This is a genomic window from Solirubrobacter pauli, assembly GCF_003633755.1.
Taxonomy (GTDB): domain Bacteria; phylum Actinomycetota; class Thermoleophilia; order Solirubrobacterales; family Solirubrobacteraceae; genus Solirubrobacter; species Solirubrobacter pauli.
In genome coordinates this window covers 209370-230653 of the sequence record NZ_RBIL01000003.1, presented here as the reverse complement: position 1 = coordinate 230653, position 21284 = coordinate 209370, and the positions used below count along the sequence as shown (strand labels likewise).

Below are 21284 nucleotides of genomic sequence, written 5' to 3'. Positions count from 1 at the left end.
TCACGTCGCTGGACGCGGGCGGGCGGATGGTCGGGCTCGCCGCGGTGCGGGCGGTGCGGCAGTTCGACATGCCCGCCGAGTGGCTCGCACGCGCGGGGAAGGTGGTGCTGCGGGCGCGGCAGCCGTCCCAGTTCGCGCGGTTGCTGGAGGAGCCGCACGCGGTCGGCGGGGACGGCGTGATCGCGCTCCCGCCGCGGCGGCGCTCGGAGCGCAGCGAGACGCTGATGAAGATCCAGGCGATGTCGACGGAGCTCGACGCGCCGCCCGCCTCCGCCTCGGCCCCGGTGGTCTACGCGGTCAACCCGCACGTGACCATGAGCACCGGCAAGACGCTCGCGCAGATCGCGCACGCGGCGGTGATGGCGGACCAGCTCGGTCTGGACGTCACGCACGCGCGGGTGGTCGTGCCCCGCGACTGGGAGCGGCTGGACGGCTGCGTCGCCGAGGTGCGCGACGCCGGGCTCACCGAGGTTCCTCCCGGAACCGTCACCGTCCGTGTCCTAGAGTCGAAGCCGATGCGCGCCTTCGCCTCCGACAACTACGCCCCGATCCTTCCCGAAGCGCTGGAGGCGATCAACGCCGCCAACGTCGGTCACGCCGTGTCCTACGGGGCCGACGAGTGGACCGACCGCCTGCGGGACCGCTCCGCCGAGGTGTTCGGGACGCGGGACATCTTCCCGGTCTTCAACGGCACCGGCGCGAACGTCGTCGGCCTGCGGGCGATGCTGCGGCCGTGGCAGGGCGTGATCTGCGCCGAGACCGCGCACCTGAACGTCGACGAGGGCGGCGCGCCCGAGGTGATGGGCGCGATCAAGCTGCTGACGGTGCCGACGCCGGACGGCAAGCTCACGCCCTCGCTGGTCGACACCCGCGTGACGCGGATCGGCGACGAGCACGCCGTCCAGCCGGGCGTCGTGAGCGTCACGCAGTCGACCGAGCTCGGCACGCTCTACACGGTCGAGGAGCTGCGCGCGCTCGCCGACCACGCGCACGCGCACGGGATGCTGTTCCACATCGACGGCTCGCGGCTGGCGAACGCCGCGGCGTCCTTGGACGTGGACCTGCGGGCGATCACGACCGACGTGGGCGCCGACGTCGTCAGCGTCGGCGGCACCAAGATCGGCCTGCTCGCCGCCGAGGCGGTGCTCGTGCTCAACCCGGAGCTCGCGCCGTCGCTGCTGTACCTGCGCAAGCAGTCGATGCAGCTCGCGTCGAAGATGCGCTTCGTCAGCGCCCAGCTGCTCGCGCTGCTCGACGGCGACCTGTGGCGGCGGTCGGCGGGGAACGCGAACGCGATGGCGCAGCGGCTCGCCGACGGCGTGCGCGAGCACGTCGAGGTCACCCAGCCCGTCCAGGCCAACGGCGTCTTCGCGATCCTGCCGCCCGGCGCGGCCGGGGAGCTCCAGCGCTCGTTCAAGTTCTACGAGTGGAACGAGGCCACCGGCGAGGTGCGCTGGATGTGCTCGTGGGACACGACCGAAGCGGACGTCGACGCGTTCGTCGCCGCCGTGCGGGACGTCGTCGCCGCCACGGTGCAGTGAAGGCGACCAACACCGCGGGGTACGAGGCGCCGATCGGCCTGACGGCCGATCCCGTGGTGTTCACGCTGCTCGACGGCCGGCTGTGCGTGTTGCTGGCCCGCCGTCTCGAGGAGCCGCAGCGCGGGATGTTCTCGTTGCCCGGCGGGTTCGTCGGCGCGTCGGAGGCACCCAGCGAGACCGCCGAGCGCAAGCTGCGGGAGAAGACCGGCGTCGGGTCGGTCCACCTCGAGCAGCTGCGCACGTACGCCGACCCGGCGCGTGATCCACGCGGCTGGCTCCCGACGATCGCCTACATGGCGCTCGTGCGCCCCGAGACGCTGCCGGAGGAGACCCCGGCGGAGCGCGAGGCGTCCTGGCATCCGGTCGACCGGCTGCCGGAGCTCGCGCTCGACCACGCGACGATCGTCGACGACGGCATCTGGCGCCTGCACGCGCGGGTGGGGGACAAGGTCTGGTTCGTGCGCAAGGCGCTCGCGCTCCTGCCCGAGCCGTTCACGCTCCGCCAGGCCCAGCAGCTCTACGAGGCGCTGCGCGGCGAGGTCGTGGACGCGGCGAACTTCCGCCGTGACATGCGCGGCACGGGCCTGCTCGAGGACACCGGCTCGCAGCGATCCGAAGGGCCCGGGCGTCCCGGGCGGCTGTATCGGCGCGTCTGACTCGCGCGCCAAGGTCGCGCCAAGGGGTTCACAAGGCGGGCGGCGTTTCCTTCGCGGGGCAACGAGCCCGAGCCAAGGATGTCTCCCGTGTCGATGTTCAGTCGTGTCGCCCTGCTGTGTGTTGCCGCCTTGGCGGTCGGCGCTTCACCCGCGCTGGCCTCCGGCACCTTGCGCGTGAGCGTGACCGGCCCCGGGGCCGTGACCGGCACCGGCATCAACTGCACCCGCGCCCTCGGCGGAGCCACCACCGGTGACTGCACCGAGCTCTTCGCGGACGAGAAGGTCTGCGAGCTCGACGACCGCGGCAAGCCCGTCTGCCACATGGAGCCGCGCGGCACGACCCTGCGAGCGACCACCTCCGCGCCCGGCTTCGCCTTCAACGGCTGGAGCGGCGACTGCTCCGGCACCGGCGTGTGCGGCGTCGTCCTCGAGGACGACCTGTCGGTCACCGCGACCTTCCGCGACGTCTCCGCGCCGTCGGTCGGCCTGTCGGGCGTCGGCTCCGGCGCAGTGGTGCGCGGCGGCGTGGCGCTGGGCGCGACCGCGAGCGACAACGCCGGCGTGGTCCGCGTGGTCTTCGCCGTCGGCGGCACCACGATCGTCGACGAGACGCCCCCGTACGCCGCGACCATCCCGACCGCCGGCATGAAGGACGGCGGCTACCAGGCGAGCGCGACCGCCTTCGACGCCGCGGGGCTGTCGAGCGCGAGCAGCGTCCCGGTGACGGTCGACAACACCGCGCCGGCCGTCGGCGTCACCGGCCCTTCGGGCGCCGCGTTCCCCGGCGGCTCCACCCAGACGTGGGCCCTGACCACGACCGACACCACCGCCACGACCGTCGCGTGCAGCGTCGTGCCGACCGGCTCCCCGGCGGCCTTCGGCGCCTGCTCGGGCGGCGCCGGCTCGCACACCGTCTCCGGCAAGCCACACGGCACCTACGTCTTCACCACGCGCGTGACCGACGCCGCCGGCAACGTGACGGACGTCTCCCGCAGCTTCTCGATCGACGCCGTCGCCCCGGTCACGAGCCTCGTCTCCGACGTGGAGGACGGCGCCACCACCACCGCGACTTCCGTGGGCTGGTCGTTCACCGCGAGCGAGCCCGGCGTGACCTACGCGTGCCGCGTCTACCCGGCGGCCCTCACGCCCGGCGCCTTCGCCCCCTGCTCGGCGGCGAGCGGCCACGCCGCCTCGGGCTTCGCGCCGGGCACCTACGCCTTCGAGGTGCGGGCCACCGACGCGGTCGGCAACGTCGAGTCGGCGCCGGTCAAGCGGACCTTCACGGTCGTGCCCGCGCCGGCGGCCGTGGTCGTGCCCGAGCCGGGCCCGCCTTCGGGCGGCGGCGGTGGCGGCGGCGGCGGCGCGGCTCCGGTCGGCGGCGGCGCGGGCGGCTCGACCCCGCTCGGCGGCGCCAAGTCCGCGGCGGCCGCGCCCCAGATCATCGTCACCCTCGCCTTCGGCTTCTCCAACAAGACCCCGAAGGCGACCAAGCTCACCTCGCTCGTCGTCAAGGGCGTCCCGGCCGGCTCCACCGTCTCCGCCAGGGGCTTCAAGAAGACCAACGCCTCCGGCACCGTCTCCCTCAAGCCCCTGATCAAGAAGCCCCTGAAGGCCGGCTCGACCATCACCGTGACGATCTCCCACCCGGCCATGGCCACGGCCATCAAGACGCTGAAGATCCGCCCCGGGAAGGCCCCGCTGGTCACCACCCGGTGCCAGCCGCCCGGCGGCAAGCCCACGCCGTGCTGACCGGTTCCGGGCGGCGCAGCATCTAAGCTGCGCCGCCAAGCCCCTGTAGCTCAGCTGGATAGAGCAGCGGACTTCTAATCCGCAGGTCGTTGGTTCGAATCCAACCGGGGGCGTAGACGAGGCGTCCTCGCGGGCTTGCACCGAACGGGAACGACGGCCGCTGGCGCGGCGGCGGAGTACCTCCGATTCGTCGGGGTCGACCGCCAACGCGAGGCGAGCACGATCGCGACTACAAGCGTGACATCTACTAGCACCGCCACCGACCGTGGGATCAGCACCGCTGCCGGTACCGCACGAAACAGAACATTTCGTGCTAGTTTGTCCATATGCCGGGCGCCGTCTACACCGAGCTGGCTGAGATCGCGAACGAGCAGTACGGCTTCCTGACACCCGAGGACGCCCGTGAGCGCGACATCGATCCGATCAACCTCGTGCGCATGTTCCAGCGCGGCCACCTCGAACGGCGGGCCACCGGCGTCTACCGACTGCGCTTGACGCCGCCATCTCGTCTCGACGCATACATGGAGGCGGTGCTCTGGCCTGGCCGCGGCGTGCGAGCGACCCTGTCGCACGAGACGGCGCTCGACCTCTACGAGCTGAGCGACGTGAACCCAGCGAAGATCGACGTCACGCTGCCCCGTAGACATCGCGTTCGACGGGCGAGCCCGGGCAACTACCGGATGCACTTCGAAGACCTGGCGACTGACGACGTGACCGTGTTAGAGGGCCTGCCGATCGTCACGCCAGCGCGCGCGATCCGGCAGGCTCACGCCGCGAAGGTCGGGCCTGCGCTGATCGGCCAAGCGATCGACCAGGGGGAGAGCAACGGACGGCTGTCCCGGCGTGAGGCGATCGCGCTGCGTACCGAGCTAGGCGTCGAGCGCGGAAGCGGGGTTCGGCGCTGACCGGTTCGGAGTTCACGCGCCCGAAGCGGCCACCGACGCGGCGAAGCCACCTCGAGCAGCTGGTCGACCGGTACGGGCGAGCACATGGTCTCGCCGTCGAGCGCACTCGGCGATGGGTCTCGGTGATGGCCTTCATCGGCGCGATGGAACGTGTGCGCGCGGACGACGGTCCGCGATTCCTGGTGAAGGGCGGCGTCTCGATCGAGCTGCGCCTCGGGCTCCGAGCGCGCGCGACGAAGGACGTTGATCTGGTGTTCCGCGGCGATCCCCCCGAAATGCGCGAAGCGCTCGAGGAGGGGCTCGCGCAGCCGTTCTCGGGCTTCACGTTTCGCCGCAAAGGCGAGGTCGGGGACATCCGAGACACCGGCAGTCGGCGCCTCCTGATCCAGTTGAGCTTCGGCGGGCGCGACTGGCAAACCCTGCAAGTTGAGATCGCGCGACCCGAGGCGGACGAGATCGAGTTGGTGCCCGTTGCGGTCAGCATCTCCGACTTCGGTCTCGAAGCGCCAGAGCAGGTTGCGTGCCTGTCCTTGCGGTACCAGGTCGCGCAGAAGCTGCACGCCGTCACGGAGCAGCCGAACGACCGTCAGAACCTGCGTTTCTGGGACATCGTTGACCTGCTTCTGCTGGAAGAGCTTCTCGGCGAAGATCTCGCGCCGCTGCGCGACGCCGCAGTTTCCATCTTCGCTACTCGCGGCACCCATGCCTGGCCGCCTGAGCTTGTCATCCCCGCCTCGTGGCGGGAGCCCTACGCACGGACCGCAGGCGAGATGGATGCAAGTCTGCCGGCAGGTATCGACGAGGCAGCGCAGCGGGTCAGGCAGATGATCCGCGACATCGCGGCGGCGTAACCCCTTTCGACTCCCAGTCATCGAGGTGGGACAGCACGATCGGTCTAGCTGCCGACTCGTACCACCGCATGGCTAGATGGCAGGCGCTGGCTGGAGACGTGCAGAGACGGCGGACCGCATCTCCGCGAAGAGCCAAGCTGTCTCCGCGTCCCGTGACCACCAAGGACACTGGCGCCGTCGCTCGCAAGACCAGCAACTGACTACCTCAAGGGTTGCTCCTCGGCGACAGCGCGTTGAGCGGTTCCCGCTGCCAGTTGATGGAGCACGCGGCGCTCCGGGGTGGACGAGGCGAACCGCGTGCGATGGGGGCAGCAGTGCAAGTGTCCTAATGAGTCTGGTTTGCTTGATAGAAACCCTCCATGGACACCAACCAATACGAAGCAGCCGTAACCCGATTGAAGTCCGTGAATGCCGTCATCGAGGACTTGGACCCGGCGATCCGCGCGGACGCATTTAGGGTGCTCGAATCGTACGTGACCGGTGCACCCACGACTAAGGGGCGCGCCGACACGGCGAGCCAGCGTGCTGGTGATGCTGGCGGCGGCGAGACAGTGTCAGTGATCGCCGCAAGCACACTTGACGACGACTCGATCATTCAACTCCTCGAGAAGCACGAGAGTACCGCCGCTACCGACAACGGAGTCCTGGTGACCGCGATTTTCTACTCGGTTTTCGGCCGAGGACCGTTCGAGCCGAAGGACTTCAAGACATTTGCTGATCGGCACGCCATGATCTGGCCGAATCAGTACCACAAGACCGTGGCTAGGCGTAAGCAGGATGGCAACTTGATCGTTCGCAAGGCGCAGGATGGTTGGTACGTGACGACTGCGGGCGAGGCTTACTTCCGTGAGACGTACGGCGTGAAGCGCGGCAACCAGCCACGTCCTGAGTAGCCGAAGTCTCGGTCGCCGCCGCGCGGGTTCATCTCCCCGCCTCCGACCCACGAGCCGCCCGTCGGATGTGGCAATCGCCGCACCCGTGGCGTCTCCGACCGGCCGACGGTGCATCAGCGACAGTCATGATCTAGTAAGCGTTCTGTCATGGCTGAGTTCCGGAAGGCGCGCTTCGAACGCTGCGCCTCGGCTGGCCGGCTTGGGGGGCGGTCGCGCAAAGCAGCCCCGGCCCGCTCTCGCGGGCACGACTACGGCAGAGCGGGCGAGGCGTCGCTGGCCATTCGGCAAGGGGGAGCCTCGCCTGCGTCTGTGACTTGCTCTCGTCCGCCACACGGCGTGAGGAGCGGGGCGACCACGGTCCCGTGCACGACCATCACCCCGGCGACGAGTAGTACGGGAGACTTGAGGCGAACTCGGCGCTCCTACCGACGTGGAGTCGGATACCAAGCCACGGAGGTCGAGCCAGCCGTGGTGTTCGTGGGTCTAGGCGGGAAGCGGTGAAGTTCGTCACGACCGTCCCTTGCATCGTGCCTCGGACGTACATAGGAACATCCGATCGTTCTCTGTGGCCAGTGCCGGAGGCTCCGAACGAGGTCTAGCTCGAACTGCTTGCCGAACCGATCCGATATCGGGTCGAGCGGATGTTCCCGTCCTAAGCTGCCGGCCTGTCGAGTCAGCTCTAAGAGCACCAAGAGGATTCAGACCCGCTTCGCTTCAGCACTACGACGACTCGTGTGACGCTCTAGAGCCAAAATGCGCGCAACTTTCTCTCTGCTCTTGAAGTCGTAGTGAGCTGCGCTTCAGGTGCGATTGAAGTCGCGGGGGTCAGGCCGTCTAGATGGCCGTGAAGACGCCATTCGAGCAATGTGCGAAGCGCAACGAGCATCGGTAACGTTGCTTCAGACGTGGCTCCGCCGGCGCTGACGCTATCGTGATACTCCCAACATAAGGAGGGCGATATGCCCGAGGCGTTCAGCGTGCGGATTAACCGCCGTGACGGGATCGTGGAGATCGACGGCCCGGACAAGGACTGGATCACCGAGCAGCTGGACAGGCTGTCGGTGGTCTACACGGAGCCGCCCGGCTCGGCCGCGACCTCAACCGCGAGCACTTCAGCAAGCGAAGGCGTGAAGTCGACGACGAAGGCGGCCGGCACGGAAGCGACGGGCACCCGCAGCCGTCGTTCTGGCAAGTCGAGTACGACTCGGGCCAGCCGGAAGCCCGAGCTCGAGCAGGCGCTGACGACGGAGATCAAGACCGCGCTTGAGGCGTACATCGAAGAGCGGGCGTCCGGGTGGAAGAGCAAGACCGGCCAGGCGGCGATCATCGCCACCTTCCTTATGGACAACGTCAGCTGGGGTGGCTGGATCGACCCGGATGACCTCTACACCGTCTACAGCGTGATGGGCATCACCGACGCGCCGTCGAACTTTCGTTCCCAAATCAGCAACGCCCGGCAGCGCAACGGGTACTTCGGCGCGTGGACCGACGGGCGCGCTCAGCTGACCCACGGCGGCGAGCGGTTCGGGCGCCACGGTTCCACGGGCTCGTGAGCGCGACCCTAACCGATCATCTGCACTCACTCCCGGGGGCGCTCTCGGGTGCGATCAGCGACACCTACCGGGACGTGATGGACCACTTCCTGAAGGGCGAGTGGGATGACGCGCAGGTGGACGCCGGCCGCTTCTGCGAGGCCGCCCTTCGGTATCTCGAGTGGAAGATGGCTGGCACGTTCACCGCCATTGACGGCAAAAGCAAGCCGAATCGCAAGACCACGGTCAACAAGGCGCAGCAAGACACCAGCCTGGCGCCTTCGCTTCGTGCGCAAATACCGCAGAGCATCGAACTCACGATGGACTTCCGGAACAATCGGAACACCGCGCACCTGGGAAACATCGACGCGAACAAGATGGACGCGACGTGCGTAGTGCAGAACGTCACGTGGGTTGTGGGTGAGATCGTTCGGCTCGAGACACAGAAGCCGCCGGCCGAGGTCCAGCGTTTGCTCGACCAGCTCGCCGAGCGTCACGTCCCGCTCGTTCAGACGGTAAACGGGCGGCCCGTCATACTCGATCCAGGTATGGGGGCTAGCGATAAGGCGCTCGTCCTGCTCTACCAACAAGCCAAGCCTGTGCCGATCCATACGCTGCGCCAGTGGGCTGAATACGGCAACTCGTCGCGGTGGACGAGTACGGTCATCAGGGGCCTGGAGAAGAAGCGTCAGGTCCACGTGGACAGCGGCAACGTCGCACTGCTGATCCCGGGGGAAGCGAAAGCGCAGCAACTGATCCTCGACGCGGGCGGACTCTGAGCCTCTGGGCGAGAGGTCGGGTTCTAGTAGTCCTTACGACTGGGGTCCTCGATGCGTTGCGCGGACGATCCGTCAGGGCCACCGGCAGCCCGTCGGATACGGCCCACGAAGCTGGGGACTCGCTCTATCGTCACGTCGGACCGGACCAGAACATCTCCAGAGTCCAGACTCGTAGGGCGCTAAGCGCTAGCCCCCCAGGGGGCTTGTTGAGTAGTCGTCGACTATTTGTGCGGTGGCCGCGGTCTCTGCGTGCCGGTCGCGCAACGCCTGGTTACGTGCCGCGAACCGTGCCCCCGACTCGGCAAATATAACCTCGTAGAAGCCGAGCGTATCCGAGCAAGATTGGCTCTAGGTCAGGCAAAGTGCCTGCAAATACGCAACGTCTAATCGTTGGTTCGAATCCAACCGGGGGCGCTTCCGCGCGGGTGGCTAGTGCGCCATCGCCGGCGCGGCGCCGACCGCGGCCGGCTCGGGGACGCCCGGGCGCAGCAGGAACGTGGAGACGAGGCCGCCGACGGCGAGGATGCCCGCCGCCCACCAGAAGGCGGTGGTGTAGCCGTGCATCGCCGACTCCACGGCGAGGTCGCCGCGGGACAGCGCGGTCGCGTTGTCGGTGGCGAAGCTGGTCACCGCGCTCGCGAACAGCGTGGAGAGCAGGGCGGTGCCGATGGAGCCGCCGACCTGCTGCGTGGTGTTGACCATCGCCGAGCCGACGCCCGCGTCGCGCGGCTCGATGCCGAGCGTGGCCGTGGCCATCGCCGAGGCGAACACGAAGCCCATCCCGAAGCCGAGGATGACCAGGCCCGGCAGGACGCCGGTCACGTAGCTGGAGGTGCTCTCGAGCCGGGTGAAGACGAGCATCGCCACCGTGGAGAGCGCGAGGCCGGTGGCGATCAGCGGGCGCGGGCCGAACTTGGGCAGCAGCCGCGTGCTGACGAGGCCGATCGAGGCCATGATCGCGAAGTTCATCGGCAGGAAGGCGAGGCCGGTCTGCACCGGGGTGAGCTCCAGCGTGCGCTGCATGTAGTAGGTGAGGAACAGGAAGACGCCGAACATGCCCGCGCCGACGGTGCCGATCGCCAGGTAGGAGCCGCCGCGGTTGCGGTCGAGCACGACGCGCAGCGGCAGCAGCGGGTCGGCGACACGGCGCTGGATCACCGCGAAGGCCGCGAGCAGCAGCGCGGAGGCGATCAGCATCGCGATCGTCAGCGGCGCGCTCCAGCCGTTGGTCTCAGCGTTCGAGAAGCCGTAGACGAGCGCGAACAGGCCACCGGTGACCGTGACGGCGCCGGGGATGTCCAGGCGCGGACGCTGACCCTCGGCGTGCCGGCCCGCGTGCAGCAGCGACAGCGCGCCGAACGCGGCCGGGATCGCGAACAGCAGGTTCACGTACAGGCACCAACGCCATGACAGGTACTCGGTCAGCACGCCGCCCAGCAGCAGGCCGACGCCACCGCCGATGCCGGCGATGCCGCCGAAGACGCCGAACGCCTTGTTGCGCTCGATCGGGTCGGTGAAGGTGGTGGTCAGCAGCGACAGCGCGGCCGGCGCGAGCAGCGCGCCGAACACGCCCTGCAGCGCGCGGGCGATGACGAGCACGCCGAAGCTGCCCGCAGCACCGCCGAGGGCCGAAGCGCCGGCGAAGCCGAGCAGGCCGATGATGAAGATCTGCTTGCGGCCGATGAGATCACCGATGCGGCCGCCGAGCAGCAGCAGCGAGCCGAAGGCCAGGGCGTAGGCGGTGATGATCCACTGGCGGCTGTCGTTCGAGAAGCCGATGTCGGCCTGCGCCGATGGCAGTGCGATGTTCACGATCGTGGCGTCGAGGACGACCATCAGCTGGGCGATGCCCAGGACCGCGAGGATCAACCAGCGGCGTTCGTGGTGGGGATCGGTGTGGGTGCTTGGGGAGGCGTGCGACATCGGCAAGGCACTGTAGCGGCGAAACGGAGGGATGGCCTCCATATGGAGGAATGTGCTCCACATCACGCTTGCTGCGGCTATCTTGGGGTCATGGAGTCCTCGATCACCGAGCCTGAGGCGCAGTCGCGCCCGCTCCGCAAGGACGCCGAGCGCAATCGCCGGCGGATCCTGGACGCGGCAGCGGTCGTCTTCGCGCAGCACGGGCTCGGCGCGTCGCTCGACGACATCGCCCACGAGGCCGAGGTCGGGATCGGCACCGTCTACCGGCGGTTCCCCAACAAAGAGCTGCTGATCGACGCGCTCTTCGACGACCAGGTCAGTGCCATCGTCGCCCTCGCCGAGGCCGGCCTGGAGCACGAGGACCCGTGGGAAGGCCTGGAGTTCTTCGTCCGCAGCGCCCTCGAGCGACAGGCCGCCAACCGTGGCTTGAAGGAGCTCATCCTCGGCGCCCGCATGAGCGCCGGCACCGGCTGCACCGCCGAGGGTCGCGTCCGCATCGAGCCGCTCGTCACCCAGCTCGTCGAACGCGCCCAGGCCGCCGGGCGCCTCCGGGACGACATCGACACCACCGACATGCCGCTCATCCAGATGATGATCGGCGCGGTCGTCGACTACACGCGCACCGTCGACCCGCAGGTGTGGCGCCGGCTGCTCACCGTGGTCCTCGACGGCCTGCGCGCCCCGTCCGGGACGCGCACGCCGATGCCGACCGGCCCGCTGGACAGCGACGGGCTGCTCACGGCGATGTCGGGCTGGAACCCGCCCCGGTAGGCGCCGAGCCAAGAAGCTTGTCGTCCGGATAGGCTTCGCCGGTTGAAGAACCCTGATCGGTTGGCCAGGTCGCAGCGCGCGTCGTCGGCGTACGGTCGCATCCGACCCCGGAGGAGACCGTGCCGTTGCCAGCGTCCGCCAGTCCCACTGCGAAGGTGCGCCGATGAGGCGGCCCGCCTCGTCGTTCCCGATGCGCTGGGCGGTGTTGCTCGGCGCAGGCGTGCTCTTCCTGCTGATGGTCGGCGCGTGTGCGGGGAGCTCGGACGGCAGCGGTGACGCTGACCGCGCCGCGTCGCTCGGCGACCCGCCCGCCGAGGCCACGGTGTCTCCGGCCCCGACGCCGGACCCTGCCCGAGCGGCGCGGGTGGCCGCGAAGCGCCTGGCCACGCGCGGTCACTACGCCGAGGCCGCGGAAGGGCTGGCGGCCGCCGGGCTCGACGACGAAGCCGAGCGCATGGAGCGCCGCGGCGCTCGTGCGCTCCTGCGCTCCGCCCGCGCCGCGCTGGGCAAGCAGCGCTACGCACGCGCCAAGCGCCTGGTCACCCAGTCGCGCTCGCTGCACAAGACGGCGGCGTCACGGACGGTCCTCGCCGGCGCCGACGCCGGGATCGCGCGCGTCGCGGCCGCAGCGCGGGAGCGGCGCCGGCTCGCCCGCATCGCCCACGACCAGCGCACGTGCTCGAAGGCCGAGCGGCGCGCGGTTCGCGACGGGGCCGGCACACCACCCGGATGTGTGGCCTACGCGGCCGAGCAGGCGGCGGAGGTCGAGGCCGAGCCCGCGGACAACGGCGGGGGAGACTGCGACCCGAACTACGCCGGCGCCTGCTTGAAGCCCGACTCGCCGGACTATGACTGCGCGGGCGGCAGCGGCGACGGCCCCGACTACACCGGCCCGGTGCAGTCGGTCGGCGACGATCCGTACGATCTCGACCGCGACGGTGACGGCCTCGCCTGCGAGACGAGCTGAGCACCGGTTCTGAGAGGATCGTGCGTATGGCCCGGGCCGCCGACGGCTGGCTGTACGCGAACGCGTTGCGTCACCGCGTGCTGTACGAGTACGCGGGCAGTCCCGCGAGCCCGAGCGATGTCGCCCGTCGCCTCGGGAGGCCGCTCAACCTCGTCAGCTACCACACGGGGGTGCTGCGCGAGCACGGGTTCCTGGAGCTCGTGCGGACCGAGCGGCGGCGGGGCGGCACCGCACACGTCTATCGCGCCGTCGCCGACGCGACCATCGAGGACGAGGAGTGGGCCCGGCTGGCACCGGGTGCCCGGCGGATGCTCGTCCGCGGTGCGCTCGCGTCGATCACCGAGACGAGTTGGGAGGCGGCGCTGGCGGGCGCGTTCGACGCGCGGACCGCGCACCTGAGCCGGTTGCCGGTGCAGCTCGACGCCGTCGCCCGGCGGGACGTGGCGATCCTGCTGCGTCGCCTGGTGGATGAGCTCGAGGCGATCCAGGCCGCCGCCGACCGACGCGCCGCCGATGGCCGTCGGCGTGTCGACGTGGTGCTGGCCGGGTTCGAGATGGATGAGCGTCAGAGCGCTTTCGGCGTGCGCTCGTAGGCCAGCATCACGACCTCGTAGGCGGCGCGGTCCGCCGCGTCGCGGGCGGTCGCGTCGGCGACGATCGCCTCGAGCTCGGCGAAGGCGGTCCTCAGGAGCGCGGCCAGGGCGTCGGCGCCGTCCTCGTCGAGCAGCAGCGGCGAGCGGGTGAGCTGGACCTGCGGCCCGTCGAAGCCGCCGGCCAGAGCGGCGCGCCGGACGTCCTCGTAGACGTGCTCGAGGGCGCCGAGGGCGAGCACGCGGCGGGTCGTGCCGGGGAGCGTCCGCCAATCCTCATCCTCGAGGAACGCGGGCACGGCGGCGTGGTAGAAGCGGCTCAGCGCGCCACGGCGGCGCTCGGTCCTCACCAGCTCGACGAAGCCGTCCCGCAGCAGGATGCCGGTGTGGTAGGCGACGCGGTTCACGGGTTCCGAGAGCCGGTGCGCCACCTGGCTCGGGCTGGTGACGGCGAGGGTGTACTCGAACAGCAGCCGCCGGCGCAGCGGATGGCTCAGCGCGACGGGGAGGCGATCAGCCACCGGCGGATGCTCGCACAGCCCGCCTCGGGACCGACCACCGCGCGCCGGCCGCTTGCGTGGACGGCGCGCGGCGCGGTGGACTAGGCGCCCTTCCAGAAGCCCGACTCGTTGACGACCGGACGATCCGTCGCGTTGATCTGCATTTGCACCCCCCTTTCCGTGACCATGGCGCACGTGGGACGAAGACGCACGCCGCTCGGCAGATGTACGGTGATTGGATCACCTCACCGACGCGTTGGCGAGACGACGTTCCGTCCTGCGCCGTGCGCTCGCCGAGCGCGTCCCGGACACCGCTACGCCGGCGGCTCCCGCCGGCAGCGGATCTGGACCCGGCGAAGCGCCACGTTGTCCATCGCGGTCAGCGTGGCGAGCACTCCGGCTTGGCCGAAGGGACGGTGGAAGGGGTAGCCCATCGGCTGCTGGTCGGGGTAGCTCTCGCGTGCGCCGCAGTAGCTCATCGACCCGCAGGTCTTCGGGCTGCCCAGCGTGTCCTTGGCCCAGTCGGTCAGGATGACCGCGAGGGTGAAGTCGGCGCCGGCCGTGCCCCCGGACGGCAGCAGCAGGCTGTAGGGCCAGCCGCAGTCGCACCATGGGTCCGTGCCGTCGCCGGGCGGATTGGCTCCCGGCGCCTTCACGCCTTTGCGCTTGATGACCGCCGACAGCGCGTCCGGGCGGCCGATCAGGTTCACGCCCGCGGTGAGGTGGCGGTCGAACTTGTCCAGCTCGATCCACATGCGCCGGTCCTCGACGTGTTCGGTGAGGACCAGGAAGACGCGGACGGTGGCGCGCACGTCGGCGTCGGCTTCCACACGGAGGAAGAGGCCGAACGGGTCGTGGACCAGGTGGGTCTGGAAGTAGGACTCCTGGGGCACGAACGTCTGGTTCCGGTTCTCGGGCACCGGTAGGGGAGACGCCACGCGGGAGCGCGTGAAGTCCGTGGTGAGCGTGTCGGTCGTGAGGCCGTCGGGGTCGTCGAAGGCCGCACCGCCGAGCCGGGCACGCGCGAACGCGTCGAAGTCGCCGTCATCGACCTGCGCCGACAGCGCGAGCCGCACGTCGAGCGTGCCGTCGTCGCGGAAGTGCACGCCCGGAGCGGCCGCCTCCGACAGGTCGGCCGGGCCGAGCCGGTCCTCGACGCGCCGGCCCTGGTCGTCGATGTGCCGGTGCCAGCGGTAGAAGAACGGATCGCGGATCGCGGTCTCGACGTAGTTCATCACGCCCCACCAGGTCTCCCCGCCTTGCGGGTCGGCGGACATCCCGGTGAGCACGTGTCCGAACCCATGGATGTTGGGATAGGGGCCCGGAGCGGTGTCGCTGTGATCGAGGCTGAGGTCGCTGCTCGGGCCGGTGTTGAGGTCCGAGGGCTCGATCGCCGCGCCGAGCTGGTTGCCGTCCAGCGGACCGAGCTGCGGCAGGGCGGGCACGGTCAGGTGCCCGGCGGTGATCGCCTGATCCAGTCTCGAGAAGCGCTCGGCGAGCTGGGCGGGCCCGGCGTCCGGCCGGATCTCCCGGAGCGAGGTCCCGGCGGGGCGGGTGACGTAGCGCTCGGCCCCGTAGCCCTCAGCGATCGGCTGGTCGTAGGGCGGCTCGAACGGGCTCGCGACCGGTAGGCCCGCGATCCGGCGCTCGGTGTCGTAGCGGGCGAGCATCTGCCGGTGCATGTAGAGGAACAGCTCGCCCTGGCGCGGCTGGGTCGGGAGCTGCGTGCCGTCGGGCATCGTGATGCCGCCCGTGTTCCAGACGTCGTGCCAGTGCGCGTGGTGCTCGTTGGCGAACGGGTCCTCCCGGTACCAGTCGAGCACCTGCTCGGTGGCCGGCAGCGTCCGGCTCGGGGCGTCGGCGCGGTCGTGCTCGCCCGGTGGGAGCGGGACGTCGCTGTCCACCGCGGTCTCCGCCGGGAGCGCGACGACCGCACGGGCCGCCGCGCTGTGGGTGACGAACGACTTGAGCGCCCGCTTGACGAGGCCGCGTGACGACTCCGTCACCACCGCGTCCTCCGCCGCCGCGATCGCTCCCGCGACACCACGCGCCTGCTCCGCGGCGAACAAGGTCGACGCGACCTCCGCCGCGCGCCGCGCATGAGCGGGGATGAACGGCGAGAACGGCAGTGGCACCGACGTCTCGCGCACATCCGCGGCTTCGGTGTCCGGCGCGAGCAGGGCGTTGACCCGCTCCTGCAGCTCGACGTCGATCGGCACGGCAGGCCTCCTCAGTCTTCCCTACACGTACGTGCAACCCTAACCGATGAAGAGACGGGCGGAAGGGGCAGATCTACATGACCATCGACTGGGTTGCAAAACGCAACTCTGTATATTGTTGAGCTATGCAACTACCTCTCGTGCGGCAGCCGGAGATCGCCTCGGCGGTCCGGCGTGCGCTGGCGGGCGTTGACGTCCCGGCCCTTCCCGTCACGCTGCGCTTCTGGGACGGCAGCGTGCTCGAGGGCGGCGCGCCCGTCGTCGAGGTACGCGATCCGGCCGCGATCGCGTACGTCCTTCGCTCCCCGAACCAGATCGGGCTCGCGCGCGCCTGGGTGACCGGCGCGGTCGACGTGCCCGACGACGCGGACCTGGAAGCGATCCTGCGGCTGCGCGGCAGCTTCCACATCCCGCTGTCCAAGCGCGACCTCGCGCGCCTGGCGCTCAGCGCCGCGCGGATCGCCGGGCCCGCCCTGCTCAAGGCCCCCGTGCCCGCGACCGAGGCGCCGCGCACCGGCCGGCTGCACTCGCTCGGGCGCGACAAGGCCGCCATCCAGCATCACTACGACGTGTCCAACCGGTTCTACGAGCAGCTGCTGGGGCCGAGCATGGTCTACTCGTGCGCGTACTTCGCCGAGCCGGCGGAGACGCTCGAAGCGGCGCAGGCGCGCAAGCTGGACCGCATCTGCCGCAAGCTGCGCCTGCAGCCGGGCGAGCGGTTGCTGGACATCGGCTGCGGCTGGGGCTCGCTCCTGATCCACGCGGCGCGCGAGTACGGCGTCAGCGGCGTGGGTGTGACCCTCAGCGAGGCGCAGGCCGCGCTCGCGCGCACCCGGATCGCCGACGCCGGCTTGAGCGACCGGATCGAGATCCGCGTGCAGGACTATCGCGAGATCACCGACGGCCCGTTCGACAAGATCGCCAGCGTCGGCATGTACGAGCACGTCGGGCGCGGCGAGCTCGCCCACTACACCGCCGCGGTCCACGAGCTGCTCGTGCCCGGCGGCCTGTTCCTCAACCACGGCATCGCGCGGTTGCACTCGGACCCGCCGGCGGCGGACACGTTCATCTACCGCTACGTGTTCCCGGACGGCGAGCTGTCGCCGGTCACCGACGTGATGGTGGCGATGGAGCGCAACGGGTTCGAGGTGCGCGACGTGGAGTCGCTGCGCGAGCACTACGCGCTCACGCTGCGCCGCTGGGTCGCGAACCTCACCGGTGCGTGGGACGCCGCCGTGGCCGAGGTCGGCGAGGAGCGCGCCCGCGTCTGGCGGCTGTACATGCTCGGCTCCGCGCTCGGGTTCGAGGAGGGCGACGTGACCGTCTACCAGGTGCTCTCCGCGCGGGACGGCGCGCCGCACGGGCTTCCGCTCCAGCGCGCCGACGCGATCCGCGGCGGTGGCGCTTGCGAGACCCGGACCCGCACGTGGGCGCGCCGTGGCGTGCCGGCCTACAGCAGCTCGGCCAGCGCGACGAACGGCGCGGTGTCGTAGCCGCCCCACTCGGAGCGCTCGTCGAGCACCCCGGTGAGCCGCACGAGCGCCCACGCCCGCACGTGCTCGGCGTCCGCGTCGAGCACGTCGGAAGCGATCGCGATGCGCCGGCGGAGGATCTCCGCGCGGTCGGGCTGGGCGAGCAGCCACGAGCGCTTGGCCCAGACGAGCGAGACGGCGTCGTAGGCGGCGTCGGCCAGGACGGGCAGCGGGTCCACGGCGACGTGGCCGCCGTCGTGGGCGAGGACGTTGCCGGGGTTCAGGTCGCCGTGGCACGCGACCGGCGCTCCGTCCCCGGTCGCGAGCGCGCGGTGCAGCGCCCCGATCTCCTGCTCGCGCGCAGGGGAGAACGGGTGCCCGAGCGCGTCCATCAGCCCGCCGAAGCGCTGCGCGCGGATCGCCACTTCCTCGGCCGCGCGGGGAAGGATCAGCAGATCCTCGTCGTCGGCCGGGCGCTGGAGGCGGCGGGCGAGCCCGCAGCCGTGCTCGAGCATCTCCTCGTCGCCCAATGTGTCCAGCGTGGCGCCCGGGCGGCAGCGCTCGAGCAGCAGCGCGCCCGCGGCGAGGTCGACGCCGAGCATCCGCGCGGCGCCGTCGCCGGCCCAGCGCCGCAGCGCGTAGGCCTCGAGCCGGTTCGCCGCGCCCTGCGCGCCGCCCGTGGGGGAGAGCTTGAGCACGGCGTCGCGACCGTCGGCGGTGCGCACGTCGAGCAGGTAGCCGCCGATCCCGCCCGGCAGCGGGCGCAGCGGCGTCAGCCGCCAGCGCGCCACCACCTCGGCGAGCCGCGCCTCGAGGCCGGCCAGCCACGTCTCCCCGTCCGGGAAGCGCCGGGCGACCGCCGCGGCGTGGTCATCGGTCAGCCCGTCGAGCACGCACCGACCGTAGCTGAAGGCCGCGCCGGACCCGAAGGCCCGGCGCGGCCGCCGCTCAGCGCACCGACACGCGCGTCGCGCCCGCCGACTCGGGCTTGAGCGCCGCGCTGCCCAGGAACCGCACCTGGACGGTCACGCGCGAGGCGCCGCGGAGCGAGGCCGCCCGCAGCGTCACCCGCGAGGTGAACGTGCACTTCGCGCCCAGCGTCGCCGTGCGCGTGGAGAGCGTCCGCTTGCCGGCCTTGACCGTGACCTGCACCTTGCCGCCGCCACACGCGCTCGCCCGCGTCAGCCCGCTCGGGAGCAGCACGGTGCCGGTCGTCCGCAGGGTGCGCTTGCCCAGCCGCGTCGTGCGGGCCGAGAACCGCCGCGCGAGGACCGGTGCCTTCGTCGCGGCGCTCGAGACCGTCGCGGGGACCGTCGGCACCGTGTTGGTGGACGGCACGGGCGCGGGTGCCTGCGTCGTGGGCTCCGGGGCCTTCTCGATCTCCACGTCGACCGGCGTGGCCGTCGCGTCGTAGGGGAGCCGCGGCAGCTTCTTGGCCTCGATCGGCGTCGAGGCGAGCTGCTCGAGCGCGTACCCGAAGCTCACCATCTTCGCGTCGTCCCACGCGCGCCCGACGAACTGCATCGAGAGCGGGTGGCCGTGGTCGTTCAGGCCGACCGGCACGACCATGCCGGGAATGCCGATGTTCGACGTGGGCGGCGAGCCGAACGACGCGCCGAGCGCCGCGGTGTCGTTGTCGGAGAAGTCCGACGTGTTGCCGGGATAGAGGACCGCGTCGACGCCGTTGGCGTTCAGGTACTTCGCCCACTCCTCCTTGTACGCCGTCCGGCGGTCACGCGCGGCCTGCACCTGGGCGTCGGTCATGTCGATCGCGTTCGCCGTCGTCGAGCGGTTGTACGGCAGCTTCTTGGGCGACGCGATGATCTCGTTCGGATGCGCGTACGGCGAGTTCGGATGGGTGCGGATCCACTCGAACCAGCCCTCGTGGCCGAGGTTGGGGTTGCCGGGCAGGTTCGGCGGCGCCGCGACGCTGCCGGTCATGTCGACGAACTCGACACCGGCTGTCTTGAGCTGGGCGATGATCGCGTTGTAGCGGTCGATCGAGCCCTGCGTGCCGTACGAGGGCGTCGTGAACTGGCCGGGCACCAGACCGATCTTCGCGCCCTTGAGCGCGTCGGCCTTGAGCATCGTCGTCCAGTCCTTCGGGCGCTTGGCGTCGGCGTCGGCCTGCACCGTGCCGACGTCCTCCGGATCGGTGCCGGTCGTGACGTTGAGGATCTTCGCGAGGTCGGTCACGGTGCGCGCGATCGGGCCGGCGTAGTCCTGCAGGAACGTGAGCGGCGCGACGCCCGCGCCGGAGCTGAGGCCGTCCGTGCCGCGCAGCGACACCAGGCCGCCGGCTGCGCTCGGGGCGTACAGCGACACGCCGGTCTGCGAGCCCATCGAGAACGCCGCGAACGACGCGGCCACCGAGGCGCCCGAGCCACCGGACGAGCCCTGCGAGGTCGAGGATGGCTGGATCGCGTTCCACACCTGGCCCCACGGGCTCTCGGAGTGACGGCCCGAGTTCGCGAACTCGGACATGTTGGTCTTGCCGATGATGATCGCGCCCGCCTCGCGCATCCGCGCGACCTGGAACGCGTCCTTCTGCGGCCGGTAACCCTCGAACACCAGGGAGCCGTGCGTCATCGGCATGTCCTTGGTGTCGTACAGGTCCTTCACGGCCACGGGGATGCCGAGCAGATCGCCCGTCTTGCCGGCGGCGCGCGCCTCGTCGGCGGCCTTGGCCTGCGCCATCGCGTCGTCGGCGACCTTGATGAACGAGTGCAGGCCGAACTGGCCCGTGTCGTACGCGGCGATCCGGTCGAGGTAGGCGCGGACGATCTGCTGGGAGGTCGTCTTGCCCGACGCCATGTCCGCCTGCAGCTGCGTGAGCGTCTTGCCGACGACGTCGTACGGCGAGGTCGTGACCGGCGTCTCGCGCACCGTCGGGGAGTCGTGCTCCGGCTGCGGCGCGGTCACGGTCGAGCAGTCGAGCCCGGCGACCTGGAAGTTGACGATCGTGCACTTCTGGCCGACGCTCAGGTCGTCCAGCACCGGCGCGGAGGCGAGCGCCGCGGCGGCGGTGCGCACGGCCGCGATCTGCGTGCCGGCGGGGCGCGCGGCGTCCCGCTCGTTGCGCCCGACGACGACGAAGTGCACGAGCGAGACGGTCTCGCCCGGCTGGAGGGTGAGCGTGCGGATGTAGCCGCGCAGGTTCGCGTCGAACCCGTCGGCCGGGAGCGTGGAGCCGAACGGGTTGTGCGAGCTGAAGATGCCGGTCCGCGTGAGCGCGCCGCGCGTGCCCGGGGTGCCGAGGACGATCGCGGACGGGCCGTTCTGCGACGGGCCGGACGTGGGCGACGTGGCCGCGGCGGTCGGCGTCGCGTGCTCGACCCAGCTGTCCGCGGCGGTCACGGCCGTGTCGCCCGTGGAGCTGTCGACGATCTCGGACTGGTTCTCGCCGTTGTTCTGGCCGAAGATGCCGCCGAACGTGACCTTGATCGCCCGGGGGCTGCTCGTCGTGTTCTTGAACGAGTCGAGCCAGCGGCCCCACGTCGCGGTGCGCTCGAACCGCACCTGGCGGCGGATCTCGATCCCGCCGAGGTCCACCGCCTTGGTCGTCGTGAACGCGTCGACGCCGTCGAAGGTGAGCCCGAACCCGCGCAGCAGCTCGCCGTCCATGCGGTGCTTGGCGGGCTGGTCGACGCTGACGCGCAGGCCGGCGACGCTCAGGACCGCGCTGTCGGTCGTGGCGCGGATGCTGCCCGTGTCCAGGCCGGGCATCGCGGCGTCGTTGACGTCCCACGTGATCCCGTTGGCGGCCTGGATGTAGTTGATCGCGTGAGCGGGCGCGGCGACGGCCGCGGCAGCGGCGACCGTGAGCGCCGCGAGCGCGCCCAGCGAGGTACGGCTTGACAAGGAAACTCCCTATCCGTGGAAATGACCACGCGCCAGTCAACGTGAAAACGCGGTGATGCTGATCCGACCGGCGGA

Annotated in this window: 17 protein-coding genes and 1 tRNA gene; 13 read left to right on the top strand and 5 right to left on the bottom strand. The window is 70.7% G+C overall.

The window, feature by feature from the left end; all coding sequences use genetic code 11:
- The first annotated feature begins 515 nt into the window (after positions 1 to 515).
- From C8N24_RS35660 to C8N24_RS32730, 9 genes are all read left to right on the top strand, one after another.
- Positions 516 to 1541: a beta-eliminating lyase-related protein gene (locus C8N24_RS35660; RefSeq protein WP_121258723.1), complete on the top strand. Its 1026-nt coding sequence runs from the start codon at positions 516 to 518 to the stop codon at positions 1539 to 1541.
- Entirely contained in the window at positions 1538 to 2197 is a 660-nt protein-coding gene (locus tag C8N24_RS32765; RefSeq protein ID WP_170179584.1) for an NUDIX hydrolase, read from the top strand. Before C8N24_RS35660 ends, C8N24_RS32765 begins: the two co-directional genes overlap by 4 nt.
- 93 nt (positions 2198 to 2290) lie before the next feature.
- On the top strand, positions 2291 to 3946 hold the full coding sequence (locus tag C8N24_RS32760) for an Ig-like domain-containing protein (protein WP_245972062.1): 1656 nt from the start codon (positions 2291 to 2293) through the stop codon (positions 3944 to 3946).
- A gap of 39 nt (positions 3947 to 3985) precedes the next feature.
- A tRNA-Arg gene (locus C8N24_RS32755) sits at positions 3986 to 4059 on the top strand.
- A gap of 213 nt (positions 4060 to 4272) precedes the next feature.
- Complete coding sequence (locus C8N24_RS32750; RefSeq protein WP_121258564.1) at positions 4273 to 4851, top strand: type IV toxin-antitoxin system AbiEi family antitoxin domain-containing protein; 579 nt, start codon at positions 4273 to 4275, stop codon at positions 4849 to 4851.
- A gap of 125 nt (positions 4852 to 4976) precedes the next feature.
- Complete coding sequence (locus C8N24_RS32745; protein WP_147448112.1) at positions 4977 to 5702, top strand: nucleotidyl transferase AbiEii/AbiGii toxin family protein; 726 nt, start codon at positions 4977 to 4979, stop codon at positions 5700 to 5702.
- Between the two features lie 359 nt (positions 5703 to 6061).
- Positions 6062 to 6595, top strand: coding sequence for a hypothetical protein (locus C8N24_RS32740; RefSeq protein WP_147448111.1), 534 nt, complete (start codon positions 6062 to 6064; stop codon positions 6593 to 6595).
- 959 nt (positions 6596 to 7554) lie between these two features.
- Positions 7555 to 8148, top strand: coding sequence for a hypothetical protein (locus C8N24_RS32735; protein ID WP_121258558.1), 594 nt, complete (start codon positions 7555 to 7557; stop codon positions 8146 to 8148).
- A 77-nt stretch (positions 8149 to 8225) separates the two neighbouring features.
- Positions 8226 to 8906 carry a hypothetical protein gene (locus C8N24_RS32730; RefSeq protein WP_147448110.1) on the top strand — a complete coding sequence of 227 codons (681 nt, stop codon included), beginning with the start codon at positions 8226 to 8228 and terminating at the stop codon, positions 8904 to 8906.
- 429 nt (positions 8907 to 9335) lie between these two features.
- Here C8N24_RS32730 and C8N24_RS32725 read toward each other — a convergent pair whose 3' ends face one another.
- Positions 9336 to 10829, bottom strand: a complete 1494-nt coding sequence (locus C8N24_RS32725) for an MFS transporter (protein WP_121258554.1) — start codon at positions 10827 to 10829, stop codon at positions 9336 to 9338.
- 90 nt (positions 10830 to 10919) lie between these two features.
- Between C8N24_RS32725 and C8N24_RS32720 the strand changes: the two genes are divergently transcribed.
- The 3 genes from C8N24_RS32720 to C8N24_RS32710 all read left to right on the top strand — a co-directional run bounded on the left by C8N24_RS32720 (position 10920) and on the right by C8N24_RS32710 (position 13160).
- Positions 10920 to 11600: a TetR/AcrR family transcriptional regulator gene (locus C8N24_RS32720; RefSeq protein ID WP_121258552.1), complete on the top strand. Its 681-nt coding sequence runs from the start codon at positions 10920 to 10922 to the stop codon at positions 11598 to 11600.
- 163 nt (positions 11601 to 11763) lie between these two features.
- Positions 11764 to 12567 (top strand): hypothetical protein, encoded by an 804-nt coding sequence (locus C8N24_RS34885; RefSeq protein ID WP_211340252.1) that lies wholly within the window; start codon positions 11764 to 11766, stop codon positions 12565 to 12567.
- A 26-nt stretch (positions 12568 to 12593) separates the two neighbouring features.
- On the top strand, positions 12594 to 13160 hold the full coding sequence (locus C8N24_RS32710; RefSeq protein ID WP_121258550.1) for a winged helix-turn-helix domain-containing protein: 567 nt from the start codon (positions 12594 to 12596) through the stop codon (positions 13158 to 13160).
- Here the strand turns inward: C8N24_RS32710 and C8N24_RS32705 are convergent.
- Entirely contained in the window at positions 13133 to 13678 is a 546-nt protein-coding gene (locus C8N24_RS32705; protein WP_121258548.1) for a helix-turn-helix domain-containing protein, read from the bottom strand. The two genes, C8N24_RS32710 and C8N24_RS32705, sit on opposite strands and share 28 nt — an antisense overlap.
- A 293-nt stretch (positions 13679 to 13971) precedes the next feature.
- The gene (locus C8N24_RS32700) at positions 13972 to 15876 is read right to left on the bottom strand and encodes a hypothetical protein (protein ID WP_121258546.1); all 1905 of its coding nucleotides are present in this window, start codon (positions 15874 to 15876) and stop codon (positions 13972 to 13974) included.
- Between the two features lie 125 nt (positions 15877 to 16001).
- On the opposite strand from C8N24_RS32700, the gene C8N24_RS32695 reads away from it, so the two are divergent.
- The gene (locus C8N24_RS32695; RefSeq protein ID WP_121258544.1) at positions 16002 to 17369 is read left to right on the top strand and encodes an SAM-dependent methyltransferase; all 1368 of its coding nucleotides are present in this window, start codon (positions 16002 to 16004) and stop codon (positions 17367 to 17369) included.
- Here C8N24_RS32695 and C8N24_RS32690 read toward each other — a convergent pair.
- Entirely contained in the window at positions 17327 to 18241 is a 915-nt protein-coding gene (locus C8N24_RS32690; RefSeq protein ID WP_121258542.1) for an aminoglycoside phosphotransferase family protein, read from the bottom strand. The genes C8N24_RS32695 and C8N24_RS32690 overlap by 43 nt on opposite strands.
- A gap of 55 nt (positions 18242 to 18296) precedes the next feature.
- The gene (locus C8N24_RS32685) at positions 18297 to 21209 is read right to left on the bottom strand and encodes an amidase (protein ID WP_121258540.1); all 2913 of its coding nucleotides are present in this window, start codon (positions 21207 to 21209) and stop codon (positions 18297 to 18299) included.
- Positions 21210 to 21284 lie beyond the last annotated feature (75 nt).